23 protein-coding genes and 1 tRNA gene are annotated in these 22,052 nt (G+C 64.0%); 12 read left to right on the plus strand and 12 right to left on the minus strand.

Annotation, left to right across the window (positions count from 1 at the left end; translation table 11 throughout):
• Positions 1–13 precede the first annotated feature (13 nt).
• From RBJ75_RS18875 to cmk, 4 genes are all read right to left on the minus strand, one after another.
• On the minus strand, positions 14–319 hold the full coding sequence (locus RBJ75_RS18875; protein ID WP_044417695.1) for an integration host factor subunit beta: 306 nt from the start codon (positions 317–319) through the stop codon (positions 14–16).
• A 170-nt stretch (positions 320–489) separates the two neighbouring features.
• Complete coding sequence (gene sppA, locus RBJ75_RS18880) at positions 490–1,464, minus strand: signal peptide peptidase SppA (RefSeq protein WP_044417693.1); 975 nt, start codon at positions 1,462–1,464, stop codon at positions 490–492.
• Positions 1,465–1,685: 221 nt separating this feature from the next.
• Positions 1,686–3,383, minus strand: a complete 1,698-nt coding sequence (gene rpsA / locus RBJ75_RS18885; RefSeq protein ID WP_044417692.1) for a 30S ribosomal protein S1 — start codon at positions 3,381–3,383, stop codon at positions 1,686–1,688.
• A 314-nt stretch (positions 3,384–3,697) separates the two neighbouring features.
• A complete protein-coding gene (gene cmk, locus RBJ75_RS18890; RefSeq protein ID WP_044417690.1) occupies positions 3,698–4,336 on the minus strand; it encodes a (d)CMP kinase in 639 nt (212 codons plus the stop codon).
• Between the two features lie 207 nt (positions 4,337–4,543).
• Between cmk and RBJ75_RS18895 the strand changes: the two genes are divergently transcribed.
• Entirely contained in the window at positions 4,544–5,215 is a 672-nt protein-coding gene (locus RBJ75_RS18895) for a lysophospholipid acyltransferase family protein (protein ID WP_044416294.1), read from the plus strand.
• A gap of 25 nt (positions 5,216–5,240) precedes the next feature.
• Here RBJ75_RS18895 and aroA read toward each other — a convergent pair whose 3' ends face one another.
• Entirely contained in the window at positions 5,241–6,578 is a 1,338-nt protein-coding gene (aroA, locus tag RBJ75_RS18900; RefSeq protein ID WP_044416292.1) for a 3-phosphoshikimate 1-carboxyvinyltransferase, read from the minus strand.
• A gap of 146 nt (positions 6,579–6,724) precedes the next feature.
• Here aroA and RBJ75_RS18905 point away from each other — a divergent pair, with 146 nt between their 5' ends.
• The 11 genes from RBJ75_RS18905 (at position 6,725) to RBJ75_RS18955 (ending at position 15,021) form a co-directional block, all read left to right on the plus strand.
• Positions 6,725–7,156, plus strand: coding sequence for a TIGR02300 family protein (locus RBJ75_RS18905; RefSeq protein ID WP_044416290.1), 432 nt, complete (start codon positions 6,725–6,727; stop codon positions 7,154–7,156).
• A gap of 68 nt (positions 7,157–7,224) precedes the next feature.
• Positions 7,225–7,300 (plus strand) — tRNA-Ala (locus RBJ75_RS18910).
• Positions 7,301–7,727: 427 nt separating this feature from the next.
• Entirely contained in the window at positions 7,728–7,964 is a 237-nt protein-coding gene (locus RBJ75_RS18915) for a GIY-YIG nuclease family protein (RefSeq protein WP_044416141.1), read from the plus strand.
• 48 nt (positions 7,965–8,012) lie between these two features.
• The gene (locus RBJ75_RS18920) at positions 8,013–9,218 is read left to right on the plus strand and encodes a CaiB/BaiF CoA transferase family protein (RefSeq protein WP_044416143.1); all 1,206 of its coding nucleotides are present in this window, start codon (positions 8,013–8,015) and stop codon (positions 9,216–9,218) included.
• A 252-nt stretch (positions 9,219–9,470) separates the two neighbouring features.
• A complete protein-coding gene (gene ugpB / locus RBJ75_RS18925; protein WP_044416145.1) occupies positions 9,471–10,787 on the plus strand; it encodes a sn-glycerol-3-phosphate ABC transporter substrate-binding protein UgpB in 1,317 nt (438 codons plus the stop codon).
• A gap of 99 nt (positions 10,788–10,886) precedes the next feature.
• On the plus strand, positions 10,887–11,282 hold the full coding sequence (locus RBJ75_RS18930) for an endonuclease domain-containing protein (protein WP_317528516.1): 396 nt from the start codon (positions 10,887–10,889) through the stop codon (positions 11,280–11,282).
• Positions 11,283–11,284: 2 nt separating this feature from the next.
• Positions 11,285–12,166, plus strand: coding sequence for a sn-glycerol-3-phosphate ABC transporter permease UgpA (gene ugpA, locus RBJ75_RS18935; RefSeq protein WP_044405384.1), 882 nt, complete (start codon positions 11,285–11,287; stop codon positions 12,164–12,166).
• Positions 12,166–13,014 carry a sn-glycerol-3-phosphate ABC transporter permease UgpE gene (ugpE, locus tag RBJ75_RS18940; RefSeq protein WP_044405382.1) on the plus strand — a complete coding sequence of 283 codons (849 nt, stop codon included), beginning with the start codon at positions 12,166–12,168 and terminating at the stop codon, positions 13,012–13,014. The genes ugpA and ugpE overlap by 1 nt, the downstream gene beginning before the upstream one ends.
• 6 nt (positions 13,015–13,020) lie before the next feature.
• Complete coding sequence (locus RBJ75_RS18945; protein ID WP_044405380.1) at positions 13,021–14,124, plus strand: sn-glycerol-3-phosphate import ATP-binding protein UgpC; 1,104 nt, start codon at positions 13,021–13,023, stop codon at positions 14,122–14,124.
• Between the two features lie 151 nt (positions 14,125–14,275).
• Complete coding sequence (locus RBJ75_RS18950) at positions 14,276–14,701, plus strand: Hsp20 family protein (RefSeq protein WP_044405377.1); 426 nt, start codon at positions 14,276–14,278, stop codon at positions 14,699–14,701.
• A 50-nt stretch (positions 14,702–14,751) separates the two neighbouring features.
• The gene (locus tag RBJ75_RS18955; protein WP_044405375.1) at positions 14,752–15,021 is read left to right on the plus strand and encodes a DUF1150 family protein; all 270 of its coding nucleotides are present in this window, start codon (positions 14,752–14,754) and stop codon (positions 15,019–15,021) included.
• 295 nt (positions 15,022–15,316) lie between these two features.
• Here RBJ75_RS18955 and ptsN read toward each other — a convergent pair whose 3' ends face one another.
• From ptsN to RBJ75_RS18990, 7 genes are all read right to left on the minus strand, one after another.
• Positions 15,317–15,778, minus strand: a complete 462-nt coding sequence (gene ptsN, locus RBJ75_RS18960; protein WP_044405373.1) for a PTS IIA-like nitrogen regulatory protein PtsN — start codon at positions 15,776–15,778, stop codon at positions 15,317–15,319.
• Between the two features lie 267 nt (positions 15,779–16,045).
• A complete protein-coding gene (hpf, locus tag RBJ75_RS18965; RefSeq protein WP_044405370.1) occupies positions 16,046–16,660 on the minus strand; it encodes a ribosome hibernation-promoting factor, HPF/YfiA family in 615 nt (204 codons plus the stop codon).
• A gap of 56 nt (positions 16,661–16,716) precedes the next feature.
• Entirely contained in the window at positions 16,717–18,375 is a 1,659-nt protein-coding gene (rpoN, locus tag RBJ75_RS18970) for an RNA polymerase factor sigma-54 (RefSeq protein WP_044405368.1), read from the minus strand.
• Between the two features lie 229 nt (positions 18,376–18,604).
• Positions 18,605–19,618 (minus strand): LPS export ABC transporter ATP-binding protein, encoded by a 1,014-nt coding sequence (gene lptB / locus RBJ75_RS18975; protein WP_044405366.1) that lies wholly within the window; start codon positions 19,616–19,618, stop codon positions 18,605–18,607.
• A 196-nt stretch (positions 19,619–19,814) separates the two neighbouring features.
• Positions 19,815–20,483: an LptA/OstA family protein gene (locus tag RBJ75_RS18980; protein ID WP_044405364.1), complete on the minus strand. Its 669-nt coding sequence runs from the start codon at positions 20,481–20,483 to the stop codon at positions 19,815–19,817.
• An 8-nt stretch (positions 20,484–20,491) separates the two neighbouring features.
• Entirely contained in the window at positions 20,492–21,229 is a 738-nt protein-coding gene (gene lptC, locus RBJ75_RS18985) for an LPS export ABC transporter periplasmic protein LptC (RefSeq protein WP_152647575.1), read from the minus strand.
• A 206-nt stretch (positions 21,230–21,435) separates the two neighbouring features.
• Positions 21,436–22,050 (minus strand): ribonuclease D, encoded by a 615-nt coding sequence (locus RBJ75_RS18990; protein ID WP_044405362.1) that lies wholly within the window; start codon positions 22,048–22,050, stop codon positions 21,436–21,438.
• Positions 22,051–22,052: the final 2 nt, after the last annotated feature.

Here is a 22,052-nt window from a genome sequence, read left to right on the forward strand (position 1 = left end):
ATCGGGTTCCGCGCTAAGCGCCGGCGTCTGCGGCGCTCTGCTCGCGGTTCAGCCGTTCGCGCATTTCCTTGCCGGTCTTGAAGAACGGCACGCTCTTCTGGTCGACCGGCACATGAGCGCCGGTGCGCGGATTGCGGCCGGCGCGCGCGGGCCGATGCTTCACCGAGAACGCGCCGAAGCCGCGCAGTTCAACCCGGTCGCCCCGCGCCAGCGCCGCGACGATCTCGTCGAGAATCGCATTGACGATATTCTCCACGTCCCGCTGATACAGATGCGGGTTGTGCTCGGCGATGCGCTGAACGAGTTCTGATTTGATCATCGAGAGATAAGTCCGTGCGTGCGGACCGCCATTTCCGTGAAAATACCCTGAACTGTCAAGACGCTAAATGAAATGAGCGGCGCTGGAAACGAGCCGAGACGCGCGGCGAAAACGCCTCCCGGCGCAGTGTGCGGTATCGCGCGCAAAGTTCCGCACGCCATATCGCGGTATCAGTTGGCCGCTTCGGGACGCCATAGGGCCAGCATCCCGTCCATGCCGAGACGGCCGACAGACTGCATTCCAGCCTGCTCGATCCGCCGCGCCACCGTGCCGAGGCCGAGCGCATCGAATGCGATCGATGCCGTGGCGCGCAGAAACGTCAGATCGCCAAAGCGCGGCTCCAGCTTGTAGTCGCGCACCGGCAGATCGCTCTGCACCTTCTTCTCCGCGACCAGCCAGGCCACCGCGGTCTTCTCGTCGCCGAGCTGGTCGATCAGCTTCAGCCCGGCCGCCTGCCGGCCAGTGAACACCCGGCCGTCAGCGACGGCATTGAGCTGGGCGTCGTCCATGCCGCGGCGCTGCTGCACCAACCCGCGAAACCAGGCGTAGGAATCCTTCACCAGCGATTCCAGCGCGGCGCGGGCTTCGGGACTGGTCGGCTCAAAGCCATTGGGCGCCGCCTTCAGGGGCGACGATTTCACTTCCTCGACCTGGACGCCGACGGTCTTCAGCAACCCGGTGAAATTCGGAAACTGGAACAGCACGCCGATCGACCCGACCAGCGAGCTCTGCTGCGCGACGATATGATCCGACGCCAGCGCGGCGATGTAGCCGCCCGAGGCCGCCAGGCCCTCGACCACCACCACCACCGGCTTCTTCGCCTTCAGCCGAACCAGCGCGTCATAGAGCTGCTCGGAACCGGCGGTGGTGCCGCCGGGCGAATTGATGTGCACGACCACCGCCGCCGCCGAGGATTTCCCCAGCCGCTCCAGCGCCTCGACCCGATCGGAATCGCTGCGGATCAATCCGTTGATATGAATCCGCGCGATCGAGCTCGACGCCAGCATGCCGGGTCCCGACGACGTCATCGACGCCCCGATCCCGACCACGGCGGCGATCGCCACCAGCACCGCGACGACGCGCCAGAAGGTCAGCTTGCGACGCATCCTGCGGCGATCGACGATCAGATCGGAATCAAACGACATGGAATTCTCCGCTGAAGAGGCAGTCACGGTTTTCGATCGGGAATGTTGATTGATCGCGTCCAGAATACATCAATTGCAACCCAATATGAAGAAAACACTTCCTCGCCGCTCTTGGGAGGGGCGATTAGGAGAGGGATTTGGCGCGCCGATACAATGTAGAATTGCTCTCAATAAAAAAGGGCCCCGGCAATCTGCCGAGGCCCTGTCGTGTTGGCGGTAGCTTACTTGTCGCGCTGCTTCAGCGCGGTGCCGAGAATGTCGCCCAAGGTCGCCCCCGAATCGGAGGAGCCGTATTGCGCGATGGCTTCCTTCTCTTCGGCGACTTCCAGAGCCTTGATCGAGACCTGGACCTTGCGGGCCTTCTTGTCGAACTGGATCACCCGCGCATCGACCTTTTCGCCGACGGCGAAACGTTCGGCGCGCTGATCGGAACGCTCACGCGCCAGTTCGGAGCGCTTGATGAAGGTGGCGAAGTCGGTGCCGATGATCTGCACATCGATGCCGCCTTCCTTCACGTCGAGCACTTCGCAGGTCACGATCGCGCCCTTCTTGACGTCGCCCGGCTCGGCGAAGGGGTCGCCTTCGAGCTGCTTGACGCCGAGCGAGATACGCTCCTTCTCGACATCGACATCGAGGACGATGGCCTTGACCATGTCGCCCTTCTTGAAGTTGTCGATCACCTGCTCGCCCGGCTGTTTCCAGTCGAGGTCGGACAGATGGACCATGCCGTCGACTTCGCCGTCGAGGCCCAGGAACAGGCCGAATTCGGTCTTGTTCTTGACTTCGCCCTCGACGGTGGCGCCGACCGGATACTTCTCGACGAACACTTCCCACGGATTGCGCATGGTCTGCTTGAGACCGAGCGAAATGCGGCGCTTGACCGAATCGACCTCGAGAACCTGCACTTCGACTTCCTGCGAGGTCGAAACGATCTTGCCGGGGTGCATGTTCTTCTTGGTCCACGACATCTCCGAGACGTGGATCAGGCCTTCGATGCCCGGCTCCAGCTCGACGAACGCGCCGTAGTCGGTGATGTTGGTGACGCGGCCGGTGAAGCGCGCGTTCAGCGGGTACTTGGCCTCGATGCCCTGCCACGGATCGTCCAGCAACTGCTTCATGCCGAGCGAAATGCGGTGGGTCTCGTGGTTGATCTTGATGATCTTGACCTTGACGGTCTGGCCGATGGTCAGCACCTCGGTCGGGTGATTGACCCGGCGCCAGGCGATATCGGTGACGTGCAGCAGGCCGTCGATGCCGCCGAGATCCACGAACGCACCGTAATCGGTGATGTTCTTGACCACGCCGTCAATGACCTGACCCTCTTCGAGGTTCTGCACCAGTTCCTGGCGCTGCTCGGCGCGGGTCTCTTCGAGAACCGTACGGCGCGACACCACGATGTTGCCCCGGCGGCGATCCATCTTGAGAATCTGGAACGGCTGCGAATTGTTCATCAAAGGCGCGACGTCGCGGATCGGGCGGATATCGACCTGGGAGCGGGGCAGGAAGGCGACTGCGCCATCCAGATCGACGGTGAAGCCGCCCTTGACCTGGTTGAAGATGACGCCGTGGACCTTCTCGTTGTTGTTGAAGGCCTTTTCGAGCTTGCCCCAGCTTTCCTCGCGGCGCGCCTTGTCGCGCGACAGCACGGCTTCGCCGAGCGCATTCTCGATCCGGTCGAGAAACACTTCGACCTCGTCGCCGACCTTGAGTTCGCTGTCTTTGCCGGGGGCTGCGAATTCGCGCAATGCGACGCGGCCTTCGGTCTTCAGGCCGACGTCGATGACGGCCATGTCCTTTTCAATCGCAACAACAATGCCCTTGATGACAGAGCTTTCCTGCAGATTGCCGCCGGCGAAGGACTCGTCGAGCATCGCGGCAAAATCGTCGCGGGAAGGATTATAGGAAGCAGTCGAAGCCATTTGTTCTCCAGATGCGGGTATCGCCGGCCAGTCGGGTTGTTGGGCGGATCGAAGGTGAAGTGTCAGGGGTCCGCGAACCTGACGACCGCCCTGCAAAAGATTGCGGGAGCGGGCCGGCAGCATGCCTGCACGATCGATCCGGTGGTTCGAAAAGCTATTCCAGCAGTTGTCCGGTTATCCGAACGCGACGATCGGCCCCGCAACCGAGGCCGAAGACCATCTTCGTTCAACACCATCTCTGCACAGACCTGGAGCGGGCTTTCCTCCAATGACGGCAGCGGTTTCGCTTGAGCACCCACCTTTGTGAGGAGACCTCAAACCCGCAGCCGGCCCGCTCGAACAGCCTCGACAATGTCGATGGCGGCCCGGACGCCACCTTCTATATCCAAATGCGAGTTGTCGAGCAAGTGCGCATCCGAAGCAGGCTTCAGCGGTGCGACGGCGCGGTTGCGGTCGCGTTCGTCGCGCTTGAGGATATCGGCGAGAATCTGCGCCTCGTCGGCGTCCTCGCCGCGCCCCTTGGCTTCCAGCGCTCGGCGCCGGGCGCGGATCTGCGGATCGGCCACGACGAAGATCTTCACATCGGCATGTGGACAGATCACGGTTCCGATGTCGCGACCGTCCAGCACCGCGCCGGGCGCCTCCATGGCAAATTGGCGTTGGAACGCAACCAGCGCCTCGCGCACTCGCGGGATCGCCGACACCACCGAGGCGGCCTCGCCGACGATCTGCGATTTCAGCGCCGGATCGCCGAATGTCTCCGGGGAGAGCGTCATCGCGACCTCGACCGCACAGGGCTCGTCGGTCAGATCGGCGCCGCGATCGAGCAGCGCCTTGGCGACCGCACGGTAGATCACCCCGGTATCGAGGTGACGAAAGCCGTAATGGTCCGCGAGCAGCCTGCCGAGCGTGCCCTTGCCGGAGGCGGCCGGTCCGTCGATGGCGATGATCATGCTATTCCCGCTCTGCCATAGCTCCCAAGGGGCCACGGCGATCCGGCCCCCGACGGGCCGGCCCTCCTTCAACACCGCCGATCCCGATTTTTCAAGCCGGCCGCTGGTTGCAAGCGCCCGACCGGCTCTATAAACCGCCCGGTTCCGGAGACGCACGGGGCGCCGCAGTGCCGCCCTTGGTTGCGATCCGCCTGGTGAATTGTCGCGATGGCCACACCCGCAATCGTCAAAAGCATTCTGCGCTCGGATGCATTCCAGACTGTCGTCAGCATTCCGATGGCGATCTATTATCAGATCGTGCTCTGGACCGGGCGGATCGACCGGCCGCGGCCGCCGATCGAGGGGCCCTACATCCTGGCGATGTGGCATGGCCGCCTGATGATGCTGTCGATGCTGTGCGTGGAGCAAAAGCCGCTGATCGCGCTGATCAGCGCCCACCGCGACGGCCGCCTGATCAGCAAGCTCGGCGTGCTGTTCGGGATCGAGACCGTGACCGGCTCGAGTTCCAAGGGCGGGATGCGCGCGGTCCGCGAGCTGATGCGATTCGCCAGCTCCGGCCATTGCCTGTTCGTCACCCCGGACGGCCCGCGCGGGCCGCGGATGCATGCCAATGACGGCATCCTCGATCTGGCCCGGCTGACCGGGCTGCCGATCCTGCCGGCCAGTGTCGGTGCGCAACGCGCCAGGGTGTTCAACAGCTGGGACCGGCTGTTTCTGCCGCTGCCGTTTTCGAAATTCGTGGTTCGCTGGGGCGAGCCGATCATGGTCGACCCCGCCGAGGACCGCGACGCGGCCAGCGCCCGGCTCGCGGCGGCGCTGTCGGCGGTGCAGCGCGACGCCGATCTGCTGTCCGGCCGGGTGCCGATCGAGCCGGCCTGAGCGAGCCCGACAGGATTCGCCCCTGCTAAAAAAATTCCGCGCCGAGCCTGCGCATCATCGGGATGAAATCCGGGAAGCTGGTGGCGATGAAGGCGGTATCGTCGACCTGCACCGGCTGCTCCGACGCCAGCCCCATCACCAGCGCCGACATCGCGATGCGATGGTCCATATGGGTGGCGACCAGGCCGCCGCCCGGAACGTGGCCTCGGCCCTCAACAATGAGGTCGTCGCCCTCGATCTCGACCGCGACGCCATTGACCCGCAGCATCGCCGCGGTGGCCTCCAGCCGGTCGGATTCCTTGACCCGCAATTCCTTCAGCCCGCGCATCCGCGTGGTGCCCTCGGCAAAGGCAGCTGCCACCGCCAGCACCAGATATTCGTCGATCATCGACGGCGCGCGCTGCGGCGGCACATCGACGCCCTTCAGCTTCGAGGCCCGCACCCGGAACTGGGCCATCGGCTCGCCGGCATCGCCGCGGACCTCGCTCTCCTCGATCGAGGCGCCCATTTCGCGCAGGGTCTTGAACAGGCCGGTGCGCAGCGGATTGGTCATCACCTCGCTGAGCATGATATCGGAACCCGGCACGATCAACGCCGCCACCATCGGAAACGCCGCCGAGGACGGGTCGGCCGGCACCACCACCGGCGCGCCGCGCAATTCCGGCTGGCCGGTCAGCGAGATCCGGCGGCCATGGGCGCCCTCCGGCTCGGACGTCAGCGCGGCGCCGAAATGGCGCAGCATCAGCTCGGTATGGTCGCGGCTGGCCTCGGTTTCGATCACCGTGGTGACGCCGGGCGCGGCCAGCCCGGCCAGCAGCACCGCCGACTTGATCTGCGCCGAGGCCACGGGGGTCTGGTAGCGAATCGGCAGCGGATCGCGGGCGCCGGCCAGGGTCAGCGGCAAACGACCACCGTCTCGGCTTTCGATGATTCGCGCCCCCATCAGTTCCAGCGGATCGACGATGCGGCGCATCGGCCGGCCGCGCAGCGACGAATCGCCATCGAACGTCGCCACGATCGGGCAGCCCGCCACCGCGCCCATCACCAGCCGGCAGCCGGTCCCGGAATTTCCGAAATCCAGCGGGGCGGCCGGCTGGGCGAAGCCCGCGACCCCAACGCCTTGAACCGTCCAGGCAAAATCGCCGGTGCGGGCGACCTGCGCGCCCAGCGCTTGCATGGCCTTGGCGGTATTGAGAACATCCTCGCCTTCGAGCAGGCCCGAAATCGCGGTTTCGCCGACCGCAAGCGCGCCGAGAATCAAGGCGCGGTGCGAAATCGACTTGTCGCCGGGAACACGAGCGGCCCCGCTGAGGACGGCGCTGCGCCGTGCTTGCAGCGGCGTGGGGTGTGCGGAATTGGTCAAGATTGGGTTCCTTTGCGCGCTCGAGCGGGATCGCCAAGGGCCGCGCGCATCACGCTGCAGGCCATCGCGCGCACAGCGCTATTGACAGCAGCGTAGCAACTAGCCAAGTGAAGCACCGTTTTTCTAGAATTCCCAGGATTGCACAAGTGGCCAAATCCGATCTCGGAACCAAGCGAATTTGCCCGACCACGGGTAAAAAGTTTTACGACCTCAATAAGAGTCCCGTGATCTCTCCCTATACCGGCGAGGTGGTGCCGATTGCGCCGGTACCGCCGCCGCGGACCCGCGCCGACGCGGCGTCCCGCGCCGCCGCAGCGGCATCCGCCGCATCGGCCGCCGAGACGCCCGAGGCGGCCGAGGCCGATGCCGAGGAATTGGTGCCGCTGGAAGAAGCCGATGCCGAGGAAAAGACCGGCAAGGTCAAGGCCGTGGTCCCTGAATCGGAAGACGATATTGAGATCGACGACAACATCGAGGACGATGACGACGACGATTCGACCTTCATCGCCGACGACGAAGAGAGCGATGATGACGTGACCGACATCATTGGTGACGTTTCAGGTGATGAGGAGACTTGAGGTCTGCCCTGATATGTGTTCAGGGTGCTGCCCGCGCGCCGACTGATTTGCCGACGCGCGAAAGTTACGGGGCCATAGCTCAGCTGGGAGAGCGCTTGCATGGCATGCAAGAGGTCGGCGGTTCGATCCCGCCTGGCTCCACCAGCCTTCGCTGGCTTCGCCAGCTTCGGCTCGGCGAGCCGGAAGCCCTCTCGAGGGCGAAGGCAGCGAAGGCTGCCGCGGCGTAGCCCGCAGGGCGAAGCCGGGCCGGTCAAGTTCAGCCAAATTCCTCCACACTTCGCCAGCTTCGGTTCGGCAAGCCGGAAACCCTCTCGAGCGCGAAGGCAGCGAAGGCTGCCGCGGCGTAGCCCGCAGAGCGAAGCCGGGCCGGTCAAGTTCAGCCAAATTCCTCCACACTTCGCCAGCTTCGGCTCGGCAAGCCGGAAGCCCTCTCGAGAGCGAAGGCAGCGAAGGCTGCCGCGGCGTAGCCCGCAGGGCGAAGCCGGGCCGGTCAAATTCATCCAAATCCCGCAACGCTTCGCCAGCTTCGGCTCGGCAATCCTGATTCGGCGATTTGATTCGGCTCGGCCCGATGAAATACGTCTACATCCTTGAAAGTCTTGAATCAGAGCATTTCTATATCGGCATCGCCGATGATCTCCGCGCGCGACTGGCCAAGCACAATGCCGGCGAGGTGTCACACACTTCAAAATTCAAGCCGTGGCGGCTGAAAACCTATGTCGCTTTCAGCGACCGACAGAAGGCCTTCGCCTTCGAGAAATATCTCAAATCCGCGTCAGGCCGGGCATTTGCCAAGAAGCGGCTTTGACGGATAAGTTTCGCGGCGATTCCTCCAAGCTTCACAAAGAAAGCGTTCATGACCTCTGACACTCCCCCCGGCGCAATGGCCGGATTGCGCGTGATCGATCTGACTCGCGTGCTCGGCGGCCCCTATTGCACCCAGATTCTCGCCGATCACGGCGCCGACGTCATCAAGGTCGAACCGCCGGCCGGCGACGAGGTGCGCGACTGGGGCCCTCCGTTCCATGGCGACGACGCGGCCTATTTCATCGGCATCAACCGCAACAAGCGCTCAATCGGGCTCGATCTGGCCTCCCCCGGCGGGCGCACCGTGCTGTTCAAGATGCTGGAGAACGCCGACGTCCTGATCGAGAATTTCAAACCCGGTACGCTCGACAAATGGGGCCTGGGCAATGACGTGGTGCGGGAGAAGTTTCCCCGCCTGGTGCATTGCCGGATTTCCGGCTTCGGCGGCGACGGCCCGCGCGGCGGCAATCCGGGCTATGACGCCATCATCCAGGCGATGACCGGAATGATCGCCGCCACCGGCTCGCAAGCCAGCGGCCCGACCCGAATCGGCGTACCCCTGGTCGACATCACCACCGGGCTCTATGCGGCGATCGGCATCCTGATGGCGCTGGCCGAGCGGCACAAATCCGGCAAGGGGCAGTTCCTCGAGACCACGCTGTACGAGACTGGGCTGGCCATCATGCATCCGCATGCGGCGAATTATTTCCTGCACGGCAAGCCGCCGGCGCTGACCGGCAATGAGCACCCCAATCTGGTGCCCTATGCGATCTTTCCGACCCGGACCGACAATATCTTCATCGGCGTCGGCAATGACGGCACCTTCCGCAAGCTGGCCAAGGAGATCGGCAAACCCGAACTCGGCACCGATCCGCGCTTTGCCCGCAACAAGGACCGCATCGCCAACCGTGAGGCGTTGCGCGCCGAGCTGGCCGCGGTGTTCAGCCAGCACGACGCCGAACCGCTCTGTGACCGGTTGCTCGCCGCCGGCCTGCCGGCCGGCCCGGTGCAGTCGATCGACAAGGCGCTGACCAGCGCCCACACCGCCCATCGCGGCGACGTGGTCGAGCAGGATTGGTACCGGGGCGTCGCCTCGCCGATCCGGTTCGAGCGCAGCAAGGCGTCGTTGCGCAGCCTGCCGCCGAAATTCAGCGAGCACGCCAGCGCGGTGCTGGGCGAGTTCGGCTATTCGGACGCCGACATCAAGGCGCTAGTTGCCGACGGCGTCGTCAGCGGGCCGCAGCGCAAATCCTGAGCGCCGGCTGAGCCCAGCCGGGCTTGCCAATACGGTGCCGCGCAGTGACTGACGCGGCACCGATCGGGTGTTGCCGCACTGCGCTCGCCGCGGTGCGGATGCCGCGCCGCGCCCCGGCCCAGTTTGCGCTTTTTTGCGGCAGCCTTTCGCCGACGCTTTCCCGTCGGCCTTTCGTCGCTTATACGGTCATGTGCCCGTCATCCCGCGCTGCTACCGCGCCAATGACAATGACGGCCCAACCGGGAGATTCTGATGGCTGTTCGACATTTCGGCCTTGCTGCGACCCTGGCGACGACGCTGGCGCTCGCCTCGCCCGCCTATGCGGTGACTGAGATCCAGTGGTGGCACGCCATGACTGGCGGCAACAACGACGTCGTCGTCAAGCTCGCGGAGGATTTCAACGCCTCGCAGAGCGACTACAAGGTGGTCCCGACCTATAAGGGCGGCTACACCGACACTATGAACGCCGGCATCGCCGCGTTCCGCGCCGGCAACGCGCCGCACATCATGCAGGTGTTCGAGGTCGGAACCGCGACGATGATGAGCGCCACCGGCGCGGTCAAGCCGGTCTACAAGCTGATGCAGGAGACCGGCGAGAAATTCGATCCCAAGGCCTATCTGCCGGCGATCACCGGCTACTACTCGACCTCCAAGGGCGAGATGCTGTCGTTCCCCTTCAACTCGTCCTCGACGGTGATGTGGATCAATCTCGACGCCCTGAAGAAGGCCGATATCGCCGAGATCCCCAAGACCTGGCCCGAAGTGTTCGACGACGCCAAGAAGCTCAAGGCGGCCGGCTTCGACAAATGCGGCTTCTCCACCGCCTGGGTGACCTGGGTCAATCTCGAGCAGCTGTCGGCCTGGCATAATGTGCCGCTGGCGACCAAGGCCAACGGCCTCGACGGCTTCGATACCAAGCTGGTATTCAATGGTCCGGTGCAGGTCCGCCACCTGCAGAACCTGATCGATCTGCAGAAGGACAAGACCTACGATTATTCCGGCCGCGCCAATGGCGGCGAGGGCCGCTTCACCTCCGGCGAATGCCCGATCTTCCTGACCTCCTCGGGGTTCTTCGGCAACGTCAAGAAGCAGGCCAAGTTCAACTTCACCAACGCGCCGATGCCGTATTATCCCGACGTCAAGGGTGCGCCGCAGAACTCGATTATCGGCGGCGCCTCGCTGTGGGTGATGGGCGGCAAGTCGAAGGAGGAATACAAGGGCGTCGCCAAATTCCTGGCGTTCTTGTCCGATACCGATCGTCAGGTCTGGATCCACAAGGCCTCGGGCTATCTGCCGATCACCAAGGCGGCCTATGAAAAGGCCAAGGCAGAAGGCTTCTACAAGGAACAGCCCTATCTGGAGACCCCGCTCAAGGAGCTGACCAACAAGGAGCCGACCGAGAATTCCCGCGGCTTGCGGCTCGGCAACATGGTGCAGCTGCGCGACGTCTGGGCCGAGGAAATCGAGCAGGCGCTGGCCGGCAAGAAGACCGCCCAGCAGGCCCTCGACGCCGCCGTCGAGCGCGGCAATGTGATCCTGCGCCAGTTCGAAAAGACCGCGGTGAAGTGATTACGTTGCAACTCACACCAACCTTGATCTCAGGGCTCTTCTCCCCTCCCCCGCGCTTGCGGCGGGGAAGGGGTCGGGGGTGACCCGGGGTAGATGTCGATGGCGCGCACGGTCGACCAACGCATCCCGCGAGCCCGGAGCCTTCGTCGAAACCCGACGGACGCCGAGCGCAAATTGTGGCAGCGTCTGCGTCGGCCGGGCTTTGCCGGGGCCCATTTCCGCCGGCAAGCAACCATCGGCCCTTATTATGCGGACTTCGCCTGCCACTCCCTCCGCCTCGTCATCGAAATCGACGGTGGCCAGCATGACGGATCGACCTCCGATGTCGTTCGCACCAAATACCTCAACGCAGCGGGCTATCGCGTGCTGAGATTCTGGAACAACGATGTTCTGCAAAATATCGACGGCGTTCTTCAGACTATCGTAGACGCCCTGCCTGCGGCTACCCCCACCCCCGACCCCTCCCCGCCGCAAGAGCGGGGGGAGGGGAGCTAGTCATGCTCAAGAACGCCGTGTTCCGCTCGCCGTGGCTGCCCTATCTGCTGATCGCGCCGCAGCTGGCGATCGTGCTGGTCTTCTTCTATTGGCCCGCGGTGCAGGCAGTGATCCAGTCGTTCCTGCTGCAGGACGCCTTCGGGCTGTCGACCAGCTGGGTCTGGTTCGACAATTATCGCGACTTGCTGACCCAGCCCGATTATTTCGCCACCATCCTGCGCACCTTCGGCTTTTCCTTCGCGATCGCGCTCTCGTCGCTATCGCTGGCGCTGCTGCTCGCGGTGATGGCCGACCGGCCGCTGCGCGGCAGCCTGTTCTATCGCACGATGCTGATTTGGCCCTATGCGGTGGCGCCGCCAGTGGTCGGCGTGCTGTGGGTGTTCATGCTCAACCCGTCGCTCGGCGTCCTCGCCCATGGGCTGAACGCGCTGGGCGTCGACTGGAATCCGCTGCTCGACGGCGATCAGGCCGCCACGCTGATCATCCTCGCCGCGGCGTGGAAGCAGATTTCCTATAATTTCCTGTTCTTCCTCGCCGGGCTGCAGGCAATCCCGTCGAGCGTGATCGAGGCCGCCGCGATTGACGGCGCGCGGCCGATGCGGCGGTTCTGGACCATCATCTTCCCGCTGCTGTCGCCGACCATCTTCTTCCTGATCATCGTCAACATCGTCTACGCCTTCTTCGACACTTTCGGCATCATCGACACCATGACCCGCGGCGGTCCAGCCAAGGCCACCGAGACCCTGGTCTACAAGGTCTACCAGGACGGCCTGCTCGGCAGCAATCTCGGCAGCTCGGCGGCGCAATCGGTGATCCTGATGGGCATCGTGATCGCGCTGACCGCGTTCCAGTTCCGCTTCGTCGAGCGCAAGGTGAATTACTGATGGTGGAGCACCGCAAATTCGGCAATCTGGTGCCGCATCTGATCCTGTGGATCGGCGTCATCATCGTCGCCTTCCCGGTCTATCTCGCCTTCGTGGCCTCGACCCAGGACACCGTGACCATCGCTAACGGCCAGATGTCGCTGCTGCCCGGCGGACATTTTCTCGAGACCTATTACAAGACGATCTTCGTCGGCTCGTCGGGCACCACGCGCGAGCCGGTCGGCAGCATGCTGTTCAATTCCTTCGTGATGGCGATGACGATCGCGATCGGCAAGATTGCGATCTCGATCATCTCGGCCTACGCCATCGTCTATTTCCGTTTTCCTTTGCGGATGGCGCTGTTCTGGCTGATCTTCATCACCCTGATGCTGCCGGTCGAGGTGCGGATCTATCCGACCTACAAGATCGCCGCCGATCTGAACCTGCTCGATTCCTATGCCGGGCTGACGCTGCCGCTGATCGCCTCGGCCACCGCGACGCTGCTGTTCCGACAGTTCTTCCTGACGGTGCCTGACGAACTGCTGGAGGCGTCGCGGATCGACGGCGCCGGGCCGTTGCGGTTCTTCTGGGATACACTGTTGCCGCTGTCGCGCACCAACATCGCGGCGCTGTTCGTGATCCTGTTCATCTACGGCTGGAATCAGTATTTGTGGCCGCTGCTGATCACCACCCGCGACGACATGCAGACGATCCAGATCGGCATTCGCAAGATGATCGTCACCTCCGACGCGCTGACCGAATGGCCGGTGGTGATGGCGACCGCGGTGCTGGCGATGCTGCCGCCGATCGCCGTGGTGGTGCTGATGCAGAAGCTGTTCGTGCGCGGCCTGGTCGAGACGGAGAAATAGCAGCAGATGGCCAGCGTCACCCTTCGCAATATCCGCAAGACCTATCCGGGCGACTTCGAGGCCATCAAGGGCGTCGATGTCGAGGTCGGCGACGGCCAGTTCTGCGTGCTGGTCGGCCCGTCGGGCTGCGGCAAGTCCACGCTGCTGCGCATGGTCGCGGGACTCGAGACCATCACCTCGGGCGAGATCGATATCGGCGGCCGCATCGTCAACCAGATCGAGCCGGCGGAGCGCGACATCGCGATGGTGTTCCAGAACTACGCGCTGTATCCGCATATGAGCGTCTACAACAATATGGCCTATGGGCTGCGCAATCGCGGCATGGCGAAGCCGGAGATCGACGCCAGGGTGCAGGAGGCCGCGCGGATCCTCGAGATCGGACCGATGCTGGCGCGCAAGCCGCGGCAATTGTCTGGCGGCCAGCGCCAGCGCGTCGCGATGGGCCGCGCCATCGTGCGGCAGCCCAAAGTGTTCCTGTTCGATGAGCCGCTGTCCAATCTCGACGCCAAGCTGCGCATCGCGATGCGGGTCGAGATCCGCAAATTGCAGCGGCGACTCGCCACCACGGCGATCTATGTCACCCATGACCAGCTCGAGGCGATGACGCTGGCCGACATGCTGGTGGTGATGAATGGCGGCGTGGTCGAGCAGATCGGCAATCCGCTGGAGGTCTACCAAAGGCCCGCCACCACTTTCGTCGCCTCCTTCATCGGCGCGCCGCCGATGAACCTGATCGCGCTCGACGGCCCCGAGCTGCGCGCGCAATTTGCCGGCGACAGCCGCAGCACCGCCGAGGCCGGGATTCTGGGAATCCGGCCGGAGGACCTGTCGATTGCGGCCGGCTCGCAGACCGCCGGCGGCTTTGCGCTCGACCTCATCGTCGACGCCATCGAGCGGGTCGGCCCGGAGACCTTCGTCTATGGCGCGCGGTCCCAGCACGGCGACGCGCCGAGCGTGAGCACCAAGCCCGGCGAATTGCCGCCCGACGAGGTGATCGTGCGGGTCCCGGGCCAGATCGCGCCGGCGATCGGCGAACGGATCGTCGCCACCGCGCCGCGCGACAAATTGCATCTGTTCAGCGCCGACGGCCGCCGCCGGATCGACCTGTGAGGGGGTAAGCCGCGCGTTCCACTGGGCCTTTTGCCATCTTGAACCGTCTCGAAATGATGACCATATTGGCTGTTGACCGACGAGCGCAGTGTTCGCCGATCACCATGGGGCGCCGTCAGGGCCCCTCAAAGTCGCTTCGAGAGGACTTTGTATGTCTCGTGTTCCTTCGTTATCCAGTCCGTTCCTGTTGGGGTTCGACGAGATTGAGCGTGCGCTCGATCGCGTCGTCAAAGGTGCCGACGGCTATCCTCCGTATAATATCGAGCGCTGCGACCGCAACAGCGGCGAGCCCGAACGGTTGCGTATCACGCTCGCGGTCGCGGGCTTCACGCGTGACCAACTCGATGTCACCATTGAGGAAAACCAGCTCGTCATCCGCGGCCGCCAGCAGGACGACAAGACCCGGCAATATATCCATCGCGGCATCGCCGCGCGCCACTTCCAGCGCACTTTCGTGCTGGCGGAGGGGATGCATGTGCTGGGTGCGGATCTGAAGAACGGGTTGTTGTCGATTGATCTGGCCCGGCCCGAGCCGGAAAGGATCGTTAAGACAATCGCTATCAATGAACACGAATAATGGAACGAGTAGCGGACTCGACCGCTTAAGCTCACAGAGGAGTCGAGACCATGAATGAAGTTGGTAGTTCTACCTGCGATAATGCCAGCCTGACCACCGAGGCGCTGGCGCATCTGGGCGAAGGCCATATCGCTTATGTGAAACAGATCCGCTCCGAGGATGTCCCGGGGCTGTTTCCCCAGGCGCCGCAGATCGCGCCCGGCCTGATGCTGTTCGCGCTGCATTCCGCCGACGGTACCCCGATCATGCTGACCGACAGCCGGGAGGCCGCGATCGCCAATGCCTGGAGCCAGGAATTGCAGGCCGTCAGCGTTCACTGAACGCGGCCAGCCGGCACCGAGTTACGATGCGCGGGACGCTCCGACCGGGGCGGCCCGCGTATTTGTTTGTGGATTTGATCGCCGACGGAACGTCGGGGTGATCGACGCAAGCCCGCCGGTGCGAGGCGGCCGCGGTGACAATACGCTCTTATACCAAAGGCGGTTGGTTTCGACTCATCGACGCGTCATGGCCGGACTTGTCCCGGCCATCCATGCCTTTGATCCAGAACGGCTTTCAAGGCGTGGATGCCCGGCACAAGGCGGGCATGACGAGTGCGAGGCCGTGCCCTTAGTATTACGCTGCGCTGGCCGGCGGCAGCGCCAGCACTGAATAGATCGCTTCGGCGTCGCGCGAGGCGCGCAGCTTCTTGGCGACGTCCTGGTCGCGCAACAGCCGCGCGATCCGGGCCAGCGCCTTCAGGTGGTCGGCGCCGGCGCCCTCGGGAGCCAGCAGCAGGAACGCCAGATCGACCGGCTGGCCATCCATCGCCTCGAAATCGATTGGCCGCTCCAGCCGGGCGAACAGGCCGAACAGGCGGTCCAGCTTCGGCAGCTTGCCATGGGGAATCGCGACGCCATAGCCGACCGCCGTGGTGCCGAGCTTTTCGCGCTGCAGCAAAACCTCGAAAATCGACCGCTCATTCTGTCCGGTCAGCTCAGCGGCGCGCGCGGCCAGTTCCTGCAGCGCCTGCTTCTTGCTGATGACTTTCAACGCCGGGATGATGGCCTCGGGCGCGACCAGGTCGGTAATCGTCATGAGGCGTTCCGAGGATGAAGGGGGCCGTCAGGGTGTGAAATAGCGTTCCGGCAGTCTGCGTCAAGCGTTTGATCGGGGACGACCAGAGTCACAGCGGCGCGCCGGCCGAAAACAATCGTGGAATCATCGGTCTGGCGCATTCGAACACCGCTGCCGGTGGGGCCAAAATCGAGCCCGTTGTGATCCGCCAGCGAAGGCGGCGGACCATAGGCAGAGCCCCGCGGGGGCGTCAATGACGATCTCGCGGGGGCTTGCGGAACCGGCTGGCTAGGATGCCGCACCATTGAGCGTCGGCGGGTCGATCCAGCCGACATTGCCGTCGGCCCGCCGGTAAATGATATTGACCCGGCCAGACCCGCCATGCAGGAACACCACCACCGGCGCGCCGGTGAAATCCAGTTCCATCACCGCCTCGCTGACCGAGAGCCGCTTCAACGAGGTGGTGGCTTCGGCGATGATCACCGCGTTGTAGGCGTCTTCCTCGTGCTCCTCCTCGCCGCCGGGGGCTTCGATGACGTAGCTCGGCGCGTTCAGCGACGGCGTCGTCAATTCGGCGATCGCCTGGGCCTCGGCATGGGCCTTGCGGGCGGAGCGGTCCTTCAACCGGCTCTTGTAGCGGCGCAACCGCTTTTCAATCTGCACCAGCGCCTGATCGGCGCTCGCATAGGCGTCGGCGGCGTTCGATTCGGCCTCGAGGGTGACGCCGGAATCGAGGTGCAGCGCGCAGTCGGCACGGAATCCGAAGCCATCCTTGCTGAAGGTAATATGGCCGGAGTAATTCCCGTCGAAATACTTGCGCAGCACTTCTTCGGTGCGTTCGTTGACACGGTCGCGCAGAGCTTCGCCGACACTGATGCTTTTACCGGAGACCCGGATCGTCATGGGATGCCTCGATTCGTCTTAGGTCGGGTGACACTAGTCAGAGGGAAGGGTTGCAATCAAGCCGGAGCGGTGTCGCGGGATCGGTCTTGCGCCGCGGCAGGCGCCGTCAGGGCATTGCCGAGCATGCTTTGCTTGTCGCGGCGACGTTGCACCGATGAGGGAATCCGCATCGCCTCGCGATATTTGGCGACGGTTCGGCGCGCGATGTCAATTCCGGCCTCGCGCAACCGCTCGACAATGGTGTCGTCGGACAGAATCGTCGCCGGATTCTCGTTTTCAATCAATTGCCTAATCTGGTGTCGGACGGCCTCGGCCGAATGCGCCTCGCCGCCATCGGCGGAAGCGATCGATGCGGTAAAGAAATATTTCAGCTCGAAGGTGCCGCGGTTGGTCGCCATGTATTTGTTCGCCGTGACCCGCGACACCGTCGATTCGTGCATCTGGATCGCATCCGCGACCGCTTTCAGATTGAGCGGCCGCAAATGCGACACGCCCTGGGTGAAGAAGCCGTCCTGCTGCCGCACGATCTCGGTGGCCACTTTCAAAATGGTGCGGGCCCGCTGATCCAGCGCGCGCACCAGCCAGGTCGCGTTCTGCAGACAGTCGGTGAAATAGGTCTTGTCGCCGTCCTTGCGGATCGTCTTCGACAATTCGGAATAATACACCTGATTGACCAGGACTTTGGGCAGGGTGTCGCTGTTCAGTTCGACCAGCCAGCCGCCATCCTGCGCGGGCCGGACATAGACATCCGGCACCACGGTCTGCACCCGGGTCGAGCCGAATTTCAGGCCCGGCTTCGGATCCAGATGGCGGATTTCGCCGATCATGTCGGACAGGTCCTCGTCATCGACACCGCAGATCTTGCGCAGATTGCCGATGTCGCGCTTGGCCAGCAGATCGAGGTGCTCAACCAGGGCCTGCATCGCCGGATCGTAGCGGTCGCGGTCGCGCAGCTGGATCGCCAGGCACTCGCTCAAGGATCGCGCGCAAACCCCCGGCGGATCGAATTTCTGCAACACCGCAACCACCGCTTCGACCTCTTCGGGCGAGGTGCCAAGCCGCTCGGCGGCGTCGCCGATGTCGGCCGGCAGATAGCCGGCGTCGTCGACCAGATCGATCAGATATTTGCCGATCATGCGCTGCACCGGCGAGGTGAAGGCCACCGCCAGCTGCTCGGCCAGATGGTCGCCCAGCGTGGTCTCGGCGGCGACGAAGGCCTCGAGATTGTAACCCTCGTCATTGGAGGCGCCGCCGCCCCATTCGGTATAGGCGGTCGGGGCCGCATCCTGCGCGCTGCGCGCCGCAGCCTCCGCCGGCTCCTCCGGAAACACGTTTTCCATTCCGGTATCGAGCGTCTGCTCGATCTCGCTGCGGCTGCCGAGGTCACGATGCATCCAGTCCTCGGTGCCGGGCTCGAAAGCGTCGGCGCTGCCCTGGTCGGAGAAATCCGAGCGATCGCCGCTTCCCTCGCCGGCCCCCGCGTCAAAGTCGTCGCGGTCGGAAAATTCGGCGCGTTCCGGGGTCGCCTCACCGGCAACCGGCGGCTCACCATTCTCATTGGCGCGGTCCAGCAGCGGGTTTTTTTCGAGCTCGTCCTCGACGAACGCCGCAAGGTCGAGATTCGACAACTGCAGCAGCTTAATCGCCTGCATCAGCTGCGGCGTCATCACCAGCGACTGCGACTGGCGGAATTCGAGTCGTTGAGTCAGTGCCATGGACGCAAAACCGATCCAAATTGGTCCGTTTCTTGCTTACCCCTTTCACGGGGTGATGTACACGGCTTGACGAATTGGAAATTCGGAGTAGAGGGCGCCCGCGAAGCCATCGGCTGGTTTTGCGCGATCCGAGCTGACAATGGCGCCGGGACCCGAGCAAGCGAGGCTTTGACCGCCCGCACCCGCAACAATGAAATCATGCCGCAATGCGGCGCGGACTTCAATCACCTCAGAGGCGAAATTCCTCACCGAGGTAAAGCCGACGCACGTCGGGATTGTTGACGATCTCCTCCGGGTTGCCCTCGGTCAGAATTTCGCCCGCATAGACGATATAGGCGCGGTCGGTCAGGCCCAGCGTCTCTCGCACGTTATGGTCGGTGATCAGCACGCCGATGCCGCGATTGGTCAGATGCCGAACCAGATCCTGGATGTCGCCGACCGCAATCGGATCGATGCCGGCGAAGGGTTCGTCCAGCAGCATGTAGTTGGGACGACTCGCCAGCGCGCGGGCGATTTCGACGCGACGGCGCTCGCCGCCCGACAGCGCGATCGAGGGCGACTTGCGCAACCGTTCGATATTGAACTCCTTGAGCAGATTATCGAGCTCCGCCTCGCGCTTGCGGCGATCCGGCTCCACCCCCTCGAGCACCGCCATGATGTTCTGTTCGACGGTCAGGCCGCGAAAGATCGAGGCTTCCTGCGGCAAATAGCCGATCCCAAGCCGCGCGCGCTGATACATCGGCAGTTTGGTGACGTCGTGCCCATCGAGCTCGATGGCGCCGCGGTCGGCCTTGATCAAGCCGGTGATCATGTAGAACACCGTGGTCTTGCCGGCGCCATTGGGCCCGAGCAGGCCCACGGCCTCGCCGCGGCGCAGATAGATACTGACGCCGCGGACGATTTTGCGATTGCCGAAACTTTTTTCGATGGCATGGACCGCAAGATAGCCGGCACGACCGATCAGCTGCGGGCCGGCATCAGCCGGGCGCGGACGTCGCTGCGGCTGCCTTGGCGGCGCAGCCGCCGGCCTCTGGCTTGCTGCCGCAGGCCTCGACGTTGGAGGGGGCGAGGTCGAAGCGAGCGGCGCTGCGGCGCGGGCGACCGGCGGCGCGTCGCGCACCGGGGTCGTCAGCAGATCGCCGACATCGCCGCCGAGCGCCGTCAGATCGAGATCGATCTGCGCGCGGGCGAATTCGGAACGCTTCGCAGTTCGCCGCCGGAATATGCCGAGTAGGTCCACCATCGCGGTATCGTCTGGCCTTCCCGCAATCCGAGCACGCCGCTGTCGAATCGCACGCTTCAACATGACCGAGCAGCACGGATCTGCACAGCCGTCACGGCATCTGGGCGAGGGCTTTCGCCCCATCCAGCCTTGCCCGAGCGGTGTTACAGGCTTGCCGCGCCGGGTTCAACCTGAGGCCCAGTCATATCTTCGTAACCTATTGCGATGATTTGGATTTGCTGCCCTGTGGGCCGAACGGTCCCGGCCCGCCCTGACCAGACGACTGGAACAGACCCTGCACCCGGCCGCTGTCGGATTCCACGCGCGACACACCCGTCGTCATATCGACTACCAGGCGGTCACCGCGTACCACATTCTTGCCCTGGGTCAGGACCACCTTGCCGAGCATCGTGACCAGATTGGTTTTGGTGTCGAACACGGCGGAATCCCCGGTCACCACCTGATCCTTCTGCGTCACCACGACATTGCCCTTGGCCTCCAGGCGCCGGATCGAGGAACTGCCACCCGGCCCGGGGGTCGCCGCGGCCATCGGCACTTGGTCCTTGCCCTTTGATTTCGCGGGAGCCTTCGCCGGGTCCTGATCGTAGAACACCACCAGCGATTTGGAGGTCATGGTGGTGTCGCCCTGCACCACCTTGACGTCGCCGGAGAAGGTCGCCTCGCGCTTCTTGTCGCGCACTTCGAGCGTCTCCGACTCGATCTGGATCGGCTGGCCGCGGTTCTGCGAAAACCCCTGCATCGCATTGGGGACGCCCTGCATCGCGCTCTGCGCCGCAGCCGCGCCGCAGCCGGCAGCCGCAACCAGGATCGCGCAGGCGATACCCAGAAGTCGGCGGTTCGGGTGGTTGCAATCGTCAGCGAACATGCTTGGCTCTATCTGGGTTTGGCGCGAGAGCCAGCCGGCGCGGATGCGCTCGCCTTGCCGGGCGCGTCGTCCGGCTCCGCGGAACCGCTGGCCGGGGATTCGGAAGCGGCCGGCGCCGGGTTGGCATTCTCCAGATTGACGACGACCCCGCCCTCGAACCTGATCACCTCGCCTTTGCCGGTAATTCGAAGCCGCTGGCCGCGCAGCTTGCCGCCCACCCATTTAACGTCGACGGGGCGGTCCGACGACACCGTGCCTTTGCCCATATCGACATCAGCCTGGGTCATCCAAGCCTCGTTGCCGGTCGAGGTGCGCAGATAGACATCCTTCTGCAGATTGAGCAACTGCGCCTTGGTGTCGAACAGGCCGTCGCGCGCATCCATGGTGATGGTGGTCTGATCCTCCGTCATCACCTTCGCCCGTAGCGTCTGCAACGCGACGCGGTCGGGGTTGGTGAGATCCTGGGTCGCGGTTCTGGCCCACAATTCATAAGGCCGGCCGTCCGGCGTAAAGCCCGACAGATGCGGAGATTCCATCGTGATCTTGGTGCCCGACACCACCAGGTCACCCATGTCGATCGGCAATTTGGCCAGATATCGGAACGGGTTGAAGATCGAAATTGCGACGATCACGGCCATGGCCAGAACCACCGCCAGCGGCACCGCGATGCGCAGCATGCGCACAAGCCGGCTGTGGCGCGCAGCGACCGCAAAGCGCGCATCCATTCCGGCCTGATAGGAGGGCATCCGAACCGAAGCCACCAATTCTCCCTGCTGTTGAACCGAGCGTCGAACCGGACCGCCAAGCGGCACGCGGGCGCTGCATCACCCGTTATAATAATAGCGAAACAGCCGCGATCGAGGCCTCGTCCTCAATTCACAACCGTACCAGAACGACGAGTATGACCGAAACGGGGCGGACGCACCTTGGCGTGGCCTAGCCCGCCACACGGTCACGAATGCGCGAAAATATCCTGGTCGTTCCAGCCATTGAGGTCGAGCATGGCACGCGACGGCAGAAAGCCGAAACAGGCCTGCGCCAGCGCGGTCCGATCCTCGCGGGCCAGCATGGTATCGAGCCGCTCGCGCAGGCCGTGCAGATGCAGCACATCGGAGGCTGCATAAGCCAGCTGGGCATCGCTCAGGCCCTGGGCGCCCCAATCGCTGGATTGCTGCTGCTTCGACAGGTCGACCCCGAGCAGCTCGCGCACCAGATCCTTCAGGCCGTGACGGTCGGTATAGGTCCGCACCAGCCGCGACGCGATTTTGGTGCAATAGACCGGCGCCGGCATCACGCCGAGGCCGTTATACAGCGCGGCCAAGTCGAACCGGGCGAAATGAAAGATCTTCAAAATCTTGGGATCGCCGAGTAGCTTTTTCAGATTGGGCGCGTCGGTGTGTCCGAGCGGGATCTGCACCACGTCGGCGCTGCCGTCGCCATTGGACAATTGCACCACGCAGAGCCGGTCGCGATGCGGATTGAGACCCATGGTCTCGGTGTCGATCGCCACCGAATCGGTGTAGCGGGCAAGATCCGGCAAATCGCCGCGATGCAGACGGATGGTCATCT

Source organism: Rhodopseudomonas sp. BAL398 (assembly GCF_033001325.1).
GTDB lineage: Bacteria > Pseudomonadota > Alphaproteobacteria > Rhizobiales > Xanthobacteraceae > JARJEH01.

Excerpts from the sequence above, each read along its gene's own strand:
- sppA (WP_044417693.1), bottom strand. The coding sequence starts at position 1,464 with ATGTCGTTTGATTCCGATCTGATCGTCGATCGCCGCAGGATGCGTCGC.
- RBJ75_RS18895 (WP_044416294.1), top strand. The coding sequence starts at position 4,544 with ATGGCCACACCCGCAATCGTCAAAAGCATTCTGCGCTCGGATGCATTC.
- lptB (WP_044405366.1), bottom strand. The coding sequence starts at position 19,618 with ATGGTGGACCTACTCGGCATATTCCGGCGGCGAACTGCGAAGCGTTCC.
- hpf (WP_044405370.1), bottom strand. The coding sequence starts at position 16,660 with ATGACGATCCGGGTCTCCGGTAAAAGCATCAGTGTCGGCGAAGCTCTG.
- RBJ75_RS18930 (WP_317528516.1), top strand. The coding sequence starts at position 10,887 with ATGGCGCGCACGGTCGACCAACGCATCCCGCGAGCCCGGAGCCTTCGT.
- RBJ75_RS18950 (WP_044405377.1), top strand. The coding sequence starts at position 14,276 with ATGTCTCGTGTTCCTTCGTTATCCAGTCCGTTCCTGTTGGGGTTCGAC.
- ugpA (WP_044405384.1), top strand. The coding sequence starts at position 11,285 with ATGCTCAAGAACGCCGTGTTCCGCTCGCCGTGGCTGCCCTATCTGCTG.
- ugpB (WP_044416145.1), top strand. The coding sequence starts at position 9,471 with ATGGCTGTTCGACATTTCGGCCTTGCTGCGACCCTGGCGACGACGCTG.
- RBJ75_RS18920 (WP_044416143.1), top strand. The coding sequence starts at position 8,013 with ATGACCTCTGACACTCCCCCCGGCGCAATGGCCGGATTGCGCGTGATC.
- ugpE (WP_044405382.1), top strand. The coding sequence starts at position 12,166 with ATGGTGGAGCACCGCAAATTCGGCAATCTGGTGCCGCATCTGATCCTG.
- cmk (WP_044417690.1), bottom strand. The coding sequence starts at position 4,336 with ATGATCATCGCCATCGACGGACCGGCCGCCTCCGGCAAGGGCACGCTC.
- RBJ75_RS18915 (WP_044416141.1), top strand. The coding sequence starts at position 7,728 with ATGAAATACGTCTACATCCTTGAAAGTCTTGAATCAGAGCATTTCTAT.
- RBJ75_RS18875 (WP_044417695.1), bottom strand. The coding sequence starts at position 319 with ATGATCAAATCAGAACTCGTTCAGCGCATCGCCGAGCACAACCCGCAT.
- rpoN (WP_044405368.1), bottom strand. The coding sequence starts at position 18,375 with ATGGCACTGACTCAACGACTCGAATTCCGCCAGTCGCAGTCGCTGGTG.
- lptC (WP_152647575.1), bottom strand. The coding sequence starts at position 21,229 with ATGCCCTCCTATCAGGCCGGAATGGATGCGCGCTTTGCGGTCGCTGCG.
- RBJ75_RS18945 (WP_044405380.1), top strand. The coding sequence starts at position 13,021 with ATGGCCAGCGTCACCCTTCGCAATATCCGCAAGACCTATCCGGGCGAC.
- RBJ75_RS18980 (WP_044405364.1), bottom strand. The coding sequence starts at position 20,483 with ATGTTCGCTGACGATTGCAACCACCCGAACCGCCGACTTCTGGGTATC.
- RBJ75_RS18955 (WP_044405375.1), top strand. The coding sequence starts at position 14,752 with ATGAATGAAGTTGGTAGTTCTACCTGCGATAATGCCAGCCTGACCACC.
- ptsN (WP_044405373.1), bottom strand. The coding sequence starts at position 15,778 with ATGACGATTACCGACCTGGTCGCGCCCGAGGCCATCATCCCGGCGTTG.
- rpsA (WP_044417692.1), bottom strand. The coding sequence starts at position 3,383 with ATGGCTTCGACTGCTTCCTATAATCCTTCCCGCGACGATTTTGCCGCG.
- RBJ75_RS18990 (WP_044405362.1), bottom strand. The coding sequence starts at position 22,050 with ATGACCATCCGTCTGCATCGCGGCGATTTGCCGGATCTTGCCCGCTAC.